Raw genomic sequence first — 7,474 nt, forward strand, 5'->3', positions numbered from 1 at the left:
CCTTCTTGCACAATTAAGGTCGGGTCGGTCAAAATCTTGGCATTGCCATTTGTAACCTGAGCTTGCAAACTAGCAAGAAGACGCTTAGGGAACTGGTATGGCGATGTAAGAGTGCTAGCAAGATTATTGATGATCGGTGTACTAGCCAAGCTGTTTGCTGCTTCAGCCCTACTGGCCGGTCTAGAACCGCCAAAATTCAGAGATGCAGCACCACCTTCACTAGTAAAGAAGTTATTACCAACCCCAAAGGAAAAGCTAGTGTTGAAATCATTGGCTGCCAAGAGGTTAACGTCGATAATCCTAACGTTTACTGCTACTTGACGGCGGCGGATATCAAGCGAAGAGATTTGAGCTATTGCAATATCAATTAACTTGGGAGGGCCAATCAAGGTAATGGAATTCGTGCGTTCGTCTCCTAACGCCTGTAACCCTCTGAGTAAAGGCGTTGAGTCTTTAAACTCAGCGCGTCGAGTTTGAACACTGCTTTCTGTAGAGGAGCTACTTTCACTTTGTCGTGAGCCTCCCTCTCCAGGCTCACCCACAGTGCTAGTCTTAGTAGTAGTAATCAGCCGTTCCTGTATGACGGCACTTTCTGCCCCCAAACCAACCAAATAGCTTAATGCACTTGACGCTGTTACTTGATTAAGTCGTATACTACGCATCATCATGTCACGTGTTGCATTAGGTAGTTTAGCCCCAACAAAAATTGTACGACCACTACGGTTAGCTTCTAAACCGCTGAGGCGCAAAACGTAGTTAAATACATCTTGCACTGGCTCATTTTCTATATCTAAAGAAATAGTTTGAGAAACTGCTGCTACATTAGCACCGCCACCTGGTTGACCTCCACCAGCTTGCTCACCTCCCACGTAAGCCAAGTTCAAACCAGCAGCACGGGCAAGCAATGATAAAACCTCACGTACTGGGGCATCTCGCAATACTAGACGAGGTACACGTTCCTGAGTTGCTAAGTCAACAGTGCTAGGAGAAGCATCGGTAGCCGAAATAGCAATATCTCCCACTGGTGGGGCGACGGCTCTAGGTAAGAAAGGTGGAGCCTGACTCAGAGGTTGACCTGGCCCAGCAGCTTGTGCAGGTTGTCCGTCAATGGTGACTTCCGGGTTAGGAACGAGAACACCTGGCTTTTGACCAGGTTGGGCTGGGGCTGGAGTCGTAACAGGTGGTGCTGTGGATGTGGGGGCTGTTGGCGTTGGCGCTGATGCTGTAGTGCCTGTGGATGGGCTAAAGCTGAGTGTAATCCCATTTTGCGATCGCACCACTGGTTGACTGCCAGGTGCATCGTTGCTGCCAGTTACCGTCACCCGAACACTATTAGCATCAAGCTGATTAACCTCGACAGATGCAATTCCTGGTGCTGGGTTATCTTGACGAAAACTATTACCTTGTGGTAATCGTAATTGAGTGTTGATAACATCAGCGACTAAAGCCTTGCCTCTTTTTGTAGTGAAAACTTGAGGGCGTGACCCAGAAGAAGTTTTCAAAGCAACGCTAATTCCACCATTAACGGGATTTAACTTGACATCAGTTACTTGACTAATTTGTGCCCAAACTGGTTGAGCCGCCAAAAATACAGAAGCGGCAGTACCTAAAATAAAACTATTACCGTGAAGCTGTTTCACAGTTCATTCCTCACCTTATAAAACCCTGTTTACATACAATTTTGAGTAGGCGACTAGAAACCGCACGCCAATTGCTTATGGGGAAACCCCATTGGTGCTAGCTTCTTCCTGTGGGAGAAGACCGCGCTTTGACTACACGAGACTTTACCCACCTACCCTGCGGGAACGTCAACGGCGAACGTGAGTTTCAAAACCCTCAATTTTTCCTTAGTCTGCGGAAAGGGTTTGTCTACGCTTGTGTAGCCGCGAATTCTATATTCGTCCCAGCTCTAATTTGACTACTTTTTTGGAGCAGCTTTCGCTGCTGCGGCTATTTCTTCTGGACTAAGTGGCATCAATACCTGTAACTGGAATGATGTATTAATCGCTGCTGGGCCTACCTGCATCGGCGTTCTGTCTAATGGGGATCTTGACTCTACTGGAGCCAAAGTTGCTTGATAATCTTTAACTATTAACAAAGGCTGTAACCGCTCAATGTTACGAATTATCGATTGTGTTTGTTCATAAGTTGCAGTAATCTCGGCATTGATACTACTGCGTTGCAGCTTGCCGTCAACCAGTAGTCCTAGACTGCCATCGGTAATCGGTTCTGGTTTTTGGGAAATTGGCACAAATTTCTTCAGTTTGGCTCTGACTGCATTAATAGAAGTTGGAGTATTGCCAGACTCAACTAAGCGGTTCAAATCCAATAGCAATGTATCTAAGGTTTTTTGGTTAGCAAATAAACTTAAAACCTGAACTTTTTGCTGCTTTGCCTGTGCTAGTTCGTCTTTAACTTTGTCAATCTGTTTGATATTGGCTTTTTTTTGCTCAATTTGTGCTTGCAGTTCAGTGCTTTTGGCTTGCTGCTGCTGATAGCTTTCCCAAGCTGGCATCAGCAGGTTTAACACTATATAACCTGCTCCCGCTAAACCAGCTACCCCCACCAAGATCCCAATAATTTTTGGTGTGAAAGCAATACCAAATACCACAGGTGAGGCTGGCGTTGCCTGATCGAATTCCCCACCTTGTTCGGCAAAATTTAAATCATCACTCAGCGTCATTTTGAAATGACTCCTGTTTGTTGCATATTACGAATTCGAGTTACTAACCCCACTGTGCCTTTTTTTTCTAACTCTCGAATTAATTCCGACGCTGGAACGTCGTTCATGCTCGATTGAATAGTGTATTTAACTACTTGAGGTGGCTTAATAATTACATCAGTAGAAGATTGGCTCGCACTTGCTGTTAAGGGAGCCTCTACTAACGTTGCTGTCAGAATTCTGGTTTCTGTGGACTTTAAAAACTGAGACTGTTGTAAACTCAATAAGGAATCATTGACATCATTAAAAGAACGAGCCAATCCGTTAATTTCTAATCCCCCTGCGGGATTATTTGGTGGCTGACCTGCCACTACCGCAATAGGTGGGATTTGCTTGATATTCTCGATTTGCACTGCGCTTGGGATGCGATCGCGCAAATCTTGTAGCATGGCTGACCAAGGACGAATCTGGTCAAATACAGTTACTAAAGCTTGAGTTTCTCCTTTAACTGCATTTGTCTCGGCTTTGATTTTGTTCAGATTTCCTATTTCTGTATCTAATCTCTTGCTTTCTTGATCTAGTTGTGCAATTTGACCATCTAATTCAACAATCTTCCCTTGTAACAACCACCAACCAACTCCCAATAAAGCTGGAAGACCTACACCTACTGCAACTCCCACATAGAGTAGTGTTAAATCCCCTGTAGGAAATTTGAGGGTTATTCCTCCCTTTCTCTCAGGCTTTTTCTGGTACGCTGGGCGGTCTTTAAGAAAGTTAACATCTAGGCTGTACATTTGATTACACCTCCCGCATTCCTAGACCGAGTACGATCGCCAAACCAGAGCGTTGTACCTGTGGATATTTATCAGTGTCTACTTCCAAAGACAAAGACCCAATTGGATCTATTTGGGTAGTTGGCAAACTCAATCGTTGGGTAAAAAATTCATCTAGCTGTTGAAGTCCACCTCCTGGTCCAGCTAATAAAATCTGCGCTACCTCCAAATTTTCACTTTGATTTAGGTAAAAATCGATGGAACGGCGCAGTTCATCCGTTAGTTCTCCCAAGACTCTCAATATGGCAGCCATACCAGGATCGAGTTCGGTAACGCCAGTTTTCCCGCCGTCTATGGGAGTTGCAGGAATAACCATTCCGTGTAACATCTCCATATTTCGTGATGTAGGTAAGCTCATTGCCCTTGCTAAGGCAGTTTGCATTTGATAAGTCCCGATTGGGACTGTGCGCGAAAATTGCGGTACTCCGTTAACGATGATGGCGATTTCTGTACTGTCGAACTCGATATCAACTAGTACTGCTGCTTCTTGCGGCCCAAATTGTCGTAGTTGTTCGCGAATAGTCCGAATTAGAGCAAAACTGTTAATTTCTAAAACATCAATTTGTAATCCTGCCTGCTCGAATGTACTTATATACGTATCCGTTATCTCCTTGCGGGTGGCTACTAAGAGTACGTGTACTTTTTCAATGCCATCTTCATCTACAAAATACCCAAGTTTCTGATAATCTACATCAGCCTCTTCACGAGGATAGGGTAAATACAAACCTGCTTCATGGTTCAGCACCATTTCTCGCAGTTCTTTATCATCTAACTCTGCTGGCACTGGTATAATCCGAACGATAGAATCTCGTCCTGGTACACCAGTAGCAACATGAGAAGTTTTGATTTTGCTCTCAGCTAGCGCCTGCTGAATTAATTGCGCCATTGCTGGCGGGTCGTTGATTTGACCATCGGTGACTATCCCTTCTGGAACTGCTACCGATGTATAGATTTCTAGCTTCAAGCCTTGACCCTGCTTGCGTAGCTGAACAACATTCACCCGTTCAGGAGCAAGTTCAATGCCTACCCCTTTTTTCGATTTGCCAAACAGACTATTGAAGCTTTTTACCACAGTTGTGCCCGCTGGACTACTAAATTGAAATATTTAAATTTGTTGCGGTAAAGGCGTTATATATTACGTCTTTACGGGTAATTTATTTAGCCTATAATCTCAACAATTCTGTCTAAGCTTTTCACACTGATCAAGCGTAAAAATACTGGGAAAATGATTCAATTGCGAAAATTTAAACAACTTGTTGCTTTTGTACTGCTTGGCTTATTAACCAGTTGGATTGTAAGTTGCAGTACAGGTAATGTTAATACAAGTACAAAACAAGCTACTTCAGGAGCGGGAACTGTTGAGTTTTGGACAATGCAACTCCAACCTCAATTTACCGACTACTTCAAAAACCTAATTGCGAATTTTGAATCGCAAAATCCAGGTATAAAGATTAACTGGGTTGATGTACCTTGGGCAGCAATGGAGAACAAAATATTAACAGCCGTCTCCGCAAAAACGCCACCTGATGTAGTCAACTTAAATCCGGGTTTTGCCTCTCAACTTGCCGGACGAAATGCCTGGTTAAATTTAGATGCGAAAGTCCCAAATGATGTACGTTCCTCCTATCTGCCGAATATCTGGAAAGCAAGCACGCTTAATGGTAAGAGTTTTGGGATTCCCTGGTATCTCACCACACGGTTAACCATTTATAACACTGATTTATTAAAACAGGCAGGTATCAATAAAGTCCCTGCAACCTACGCAGAATTGGCACAAGCCGCGCAACAAATTAAAGACAAGACAGGTAAGTATGCCTTTTTTGTGACTTTCGTACCGCAAGATTCTGGTGAAGTGCTGGAATCTTTTGTACAAATGGGAGTCACCTTAATAGATGCTGAGGGTAAAGCGGCGTTTAATTCAGCACTAGGTAAAGCTGCGTTTCAGTATTGGGTAGACTTGTATAAAAAAGGTTTGCTTCCTAAAGAGGCTTTAACCCAAGGACATCGCCATGCGATCGATTTATACCAATCTGGAGAGACTGCGTTTTTAGCTTCTGGGCCAGAGTTCCTGAAAACGATCGCTAATAATGCCCCAAAAATTGCTCAAGCTTCGGAAATAGCACCTCAACTCACTGGTGACACAGGTAAGAAAAATGTCGCGGTAATGAATATAGTTATTCCCCGCGATAGCAAACAACCAGATGGCGCTGTGAAATTTGCTTTATTTGTCACCAATGACGAAAATCAGTTAGCCTTTGCTAAAGCTGCAAATGTTCTACCTTCTACAATCAAAGCATTGTCTGATACTTATTTTAAAGATGTTCCAGCTAATGCTTCAACAGTAGAAAAAGCGCGGGTTATTACTGCTCAACAACTGCAACAAGCAGAAATATTAACCCCAACTTTGAAGGATTTTAACAAACTGCAAAAAGCAGTTTACGAAAACTTGCAAGCAGCAATGTTAAGCGAGAAAACTGTAGATAAAGCTGTAGAAGATGCAGCGCAACAGTGGAATCAGAGGTAAATTTGTAATTCGTAATTCGTAATACTTCGGCTACGCTCAGTACAAGTTCGTAATTCGTAATTATGATTTACGAAATATATTGGTGGTTGCTAAAAAGTCGCCTACTAAATAAAGGGAACCACACAAAACGATTAAATCGTCTGTGGTAGCGGTTGAGGTTGCGGCTGCTAGTGCTGTGAATAAATTTGGATGGATTTGGCGATCGCTTAATTCGGGACAGAGGCTGTAAGCTAGATTTGATAAGTAGTCTAGATCCGCAGAAGTTCTACCGGGCCAGGGTTCTACTGGTATTGGCACTAAATAAAGGCGATCGCCTGGTCGCAGTAATGCGGTAAAAATATCAGTATGATCCTTATCGGCAAACATTCCTATAACCCAATTTGCGGGTTTGGGGTTAACTGCGTCTAAGCTATCAACATATTGGCGGAGAACTTGGGCGGCGGCGGTATTATGAGCGCCATCAAGTAATAATTTATGGTTTTTCCAAGTAATCCATTGCATCCGCCCCGGCCATTTAGTTTTGGCCATGCCGTTAGTTATGGCTTCTTCTGAAATCTGCCAACCCTGTTGTTGGAGAATTTCTAAAGCAGCTATTGCCAAAGCTGAATTAGTTAACTGAATTTGTCCCGCCAACGGCAACGGATATTTAATAGAGTGATGGGCTGATTCTTTAATTTTCCCCTCTACCCCTCGGTCACTGAGCGACTTGCCTTGAGCGAAGTCGAAAGGAGCCGAAGTGCTGCCCCTCTGCTCCTCTGCTTCACATATATACTCTGCCCATCCTGTAGCGATTTCACGAGCGGGTTGAGGTGTAAAAATTGGACATTGTAATTCTAAGGCACGCGATCGCACCACTTTCTCTGCCTCTGGTGGTAATGGGCCAACCACAACAGGGCATCCAGGTTTAAGAATACCTGCTTTTTCTCTAGCAATGTCAGCGATGGTAGGGCCAAGTTGCTGCCAGTGTTCGCGGCTAATGGAAGTGATGAGCGTAACCAAAGGTTCCAAGCAAACATTGGTAGCATCTAAGCGCCCTCCTAGTCCGACTTCTACCACAGCCACATCAACTTGTTGCTGGGCAAAATATAACCAAGCAGCTGCCGTAATTACTTCAAACTGAGTTGCCGATTCGTCACCAGCACGAATAACCGCTTGGACTTTTTCTAATAATTGGCTTAATTCCTCAGAAGAAATTGGCTGTTCATTCAGACAAATACGTTCCGTCCAATCAACTAAATGGGGGGAAGTGTAGCGTCCTGTACGATAACCAGCCTCAGTGAGTACCGAGGAGAGATAGGCACAAACTGAACCTTTGCCATTAGTGCCAGCAACATGAATTACCGGGACTTGATGATGGGGATTGCCGAGATTTGCCAATAGATTGACAATGCGATCGAGTCCCAAATGGACACCAAAGCGTTGCAGGGGTTGTATTACAGAATCGATATCCAAGGT

The 7,474-nt window shown here is 44.0% G+C and carries 6 protein-coding genes; 1 reads left to right on the top strand and 5 read right to left on the bottom strand.

Features of this window, described 5'->3' with window-relative positions; genetic code table 11:
* The 4 genes from IQ229_RS06130 to pilM form a co-directional block, all read right to left on the bottom strand.
* The coding region (locus IQ229_RS06130) for an AMIN domain-containing protein (RefSeq protein WP_194042177.1) at positions 1-1,640 on the bottom strand (1,640 nt) is incomplete at its 3' end.
* A 278-nt stretch (positions 1,641-1,918) separates the two neighbouring features.
* Positions 1,919-2,683 carry a pilus assembly protein PilO gene (locus IQ229_RS06135; protein WP_194042178.1) on the bottom strand — a complete coding sequence of 255 codons (765 nt, stop codon included), beginning with the start codon at positions 2,681-2,683 and terminating at the stop codon, positions 1,919-1,921.
* Positions 2,680-3,456, bottom strand: coding sequence for a PilN domain-containing protein (locus IQ229_RS06140; protein WP_194042180.1), 777 nt, complete (start codon positions 3,454-3,456; stop codon positions 2,680-2,682). Before IQ229_RS06140 ends, IQ229_RS06135 begins: the two co-directional genes overlap by 4 nt.
* Before the next feature lie 4 nt (positions 3,457-3,460).
* Positions 3,461-4,567, bottom strand: coding sequence for a type IV pilus assembly protein PilM (gene pilM / locus IQ229_RS06145; protein ID WP_194042182.1), 1,107 nt, complete (start codon positions 4,565-4,567; stop codon positions 3,461-3,463).
* Positions 4,568-4,720: 153 nt separating this feature from the next.
* On the opposite strand from pilM, the gene IQ229_RS06150 reads away from it, so the two are divergent.
* A complete protein-coding gene (locus IQ229_RS06150; RefSeq protein ID WP_194042184.1) occupies positions 4,721-6,019 on the top strand; it encodes an ABC transporter substrate-binding protein in 1,299 nt (432 codons plus the stop codon).
* A 60-nt stretch (positions 6,020-6,079) separates the two neighbouring features.
* Here the strand turns inward: IQ229_RS06150 and IQ229_RS06155 are convergent, their stop codons facing one another.
* Entirely contained in the window at positions 6,080-7,471 is a 1,392-nt protein-coding gene (locus tag IQ229_RS06155) for a bifunctional folylpolyglutamate synthase/dihydrofolate synthase (RefSeq protein WP_194042186.1), read from the bottom strand.
* Positions 7,472-7,474 lie beyond the last annotated feature (3 nt).

This window comes from Nostoc cf. edaphicum LEGE 07299, assembly GCF_015207245.1.
Taxonomy (GTDB): domain Bacteria; phylum Cyanobacteriota; class Cyanobacteriia; order Cyanobacteriales; family Nostocaceae; genus Nostoc; species Nostoc edaphicum_B.

Excerpts from the sequence above, each read along its gene's own strand:
- IQ229_RS06135 (WP_194042178.1), bottom strand. The coding sequence starts at position 2,683 with ATGACGCTGAGTGATGATTTAAATTTTGCCGAACAAGGTGGGGAATTC.
- IQ229_RS06140 (WP_194042180.1), bottom strand. The coding sequence starts at position 3,456 with ATGTACAGCCTAGATGTTAACTTTCTTAAAGACCGCCCAGCGTACCAG.
- IQ229_RS06150 (WP_194042184.1), top strand. The coding sequence starts at position 4,721 with ATGATTCAATTGCGAAAATTTAAACAACTTGTTGCTTTTGTACTGCTT.